Genomic DNA, 2,273 nt, shown 5'->3' on the forward strand with positions numbered 1-2,273 from the left:
ACGGTTGCCACTGGCGACCTCGGTTGAAGATTACGAAGCGCTGTTGCCGTGGAACTGCTCGCCGGTGTCGCGCTAGCTAAGCGTGCCACCCATCTTGACGTCGGTGGGGTTTATGGAGCGCTTACAATGAATTAACCGCTCAGTCCACCAGTCAACTCAGTCACGTTTTCACCGCCCTGCTATATCCAAACATTAACCAATGTTCGGAAGGCGCATCGACACTCCAGCGGTTTACGCGTCAAGCAAAATTTCTTGATCACGCCCTTCGACCTTGCCTGTACAATCCGTAATTTTTCAGCAAAGGAGGCGTCTAGGCATGGGCACGAAAAAACTCAGGTTTGCTGGGGATACCACATTATTATTTATAATCGTAACGCTCATCGCCTTGGCAATCCGTTATCGCACCACAGGCTTCATTCAAAACTCACTGTGGGCCGAAGATGGCTTGATATTCTTTAATGGCGCGAACTTTGATGGGATAAAAAGTTTAATCGAGCCTTATGCTGGCTACCTCCACATCTACCCACGCCTGATAGCACTGATCGCCGCTTTATTTACGCCTTCAACGACGCCTTATATTTTCTTTACGGGCTGGTTCATCTCTATCCTGTTAATCAGATGGACAATCAAGACTTCACTTGACGACTCTAAAAACAGTCAGAAACTCGCATTTTTAATCCCTCTGACATTATTGTTCATGCCCCACAGCGGGGAAACATTTTTAAGCCTGACCAATGCTCAATGGTGGCTGGCTATTTCATTGGCAATCATGGCCTGCACGCCGGATAAATTCGGAGTGAAAACCATACCCCTGGTTCTTCTATTGTCGCTGACGGGCCCGTTCTGCGTTCTTTTCATACCGATTTGCCTGATACGCAGCGTACAAACAAAAAGATATTCTGTTGTGGCGGCAATGTTGATTGGCGCAATAGTTCAAGCCGCCTGCCTGCTGGCAAATCCCAGGCCGTCCAATCCTGCGGGCTGGGACATGGATCATTGGGCCGACTTGAGCATGAGACTTTTCCTGTTTGGAAAACCGAACACATTTACATGCATCGCGGCGATCGTGTTCTGGCTTGCAACGATAGTGGCTTTCAGAAAAGCGGATGCGCGCTACAAAGCGCTTTTAGCGTGCGCCGTCATCGTTTTCGTACCTGCTATTTACGCGATGAAAAGCAGCATTGAAAACTTCTCGCCCTACAGTGACGGTTCCAGATACTTTGTGGTGCCCTATGCCCTGCTCGCAATCGCCAACTTCATCTTCATGAATAAGCGTCGAGCCAGTACGGTAGCGTGCATCGCACTCGCACTGATTTTCGCCAGTTCCCAGCGCTTGCCCCATCAGGACTCCAGGCACTTTCAATACTATGCAAAACTTGCACAGCATGAGGACACTCTTATACCGATCCTGCCAAGAACCTCGCTTATCCCCGGCTTTGTGATGCAGGTCAACCCTTCTGCCCCCCAGAAAATTGCAGGGTCCGATTACCAAATGGTCGACGGTTCCGTCGTCATCGCCAAAAATGCTTGCCAGGATAACCGTGGCGTTGCCTTTGCCGGCACGATTGATACGCCAATGCCGACCCGTATTCAAATGGTCGTCAAGTCGGGAGAAAAGGAGGCGATAGAGATTCGGAACTACGCGGCCGGAGAACAACGCATTCAATTGGCCACGACAAAAAGGCCTGCTGCCGCTGACGTTATTATCCAGGTCAACGAAGCCATCGGCTCTGCGACCATCAGCGATGCTTATTTTATATGTCTGTAATGGGTAAGCCATAAATCCTCGATTCGGCACGGTGAGTAGTAGCACTACTACTCGCCGCACTAAAGCTGGCAGCCCCTTTCTCGAAAAATAACTATTGCGGATGCTCCACAATTTAAATCTCTCCGGTGCCGGCCAATCAGCGGACCTCAATACTCTTACAGGGACTATATAGCCGCACCCAAAATAACGGGCATGGTATTACCGCAGGGGACCGAGTAATACACTAGTTCTTGAGCACCATTTTAGTCCGCCTCAAGATAAACCGGCACTTTTCAAGGGCGCGTGATGACAACTTTTTAGCGTTAAACCCTAATTCGCACTAATGGCATACTTTCTGCAACACCTTGAATCATTCCAAACGGTTCAGGGAGATCAACGGTAAGCGCTCCATAAACCCCACATTCAAAGCGCTTAGCTGATCCCGGATGCTGTGCTCCCGATTTCTTTCTGGAGCCCCGCCGTCATGATGCGACCCGATGCCAAAGTCGAAAAAGTATATCTCTAC

1 protein-coding gene is annotated in these 2,273 nt (G+C 49.7%); it reads left to right on the plus strand.

Annotated elements, in window-relative coordinates; genetic code table 11:
* Window positions 1–316: 316 nt before the first annotated feature.
* Entirely contained in the window at window positions 317–1,768 is a 1,452-nt protein-coding gene (locus tag L9Z73_RS29330; RefSeq protein ID WP_247408373.1) for a hypothetical protein, read from the plus strand.
* The last annotated feature ends 505 nt before the right edge of the window (window positions 1,769–2,273 follow it).

This window comes from Pseudomonas emilianonis (assembly GCF_023072625.1).
Taxonomy (GTDB): domain Bacteria; phylum Pseudomonadota; class Gammaproteobacteria; order Pseudomonadales; family Pseudomonadaceae; genus Aquipseudomonas; species Aquipseudomonas paraveronii.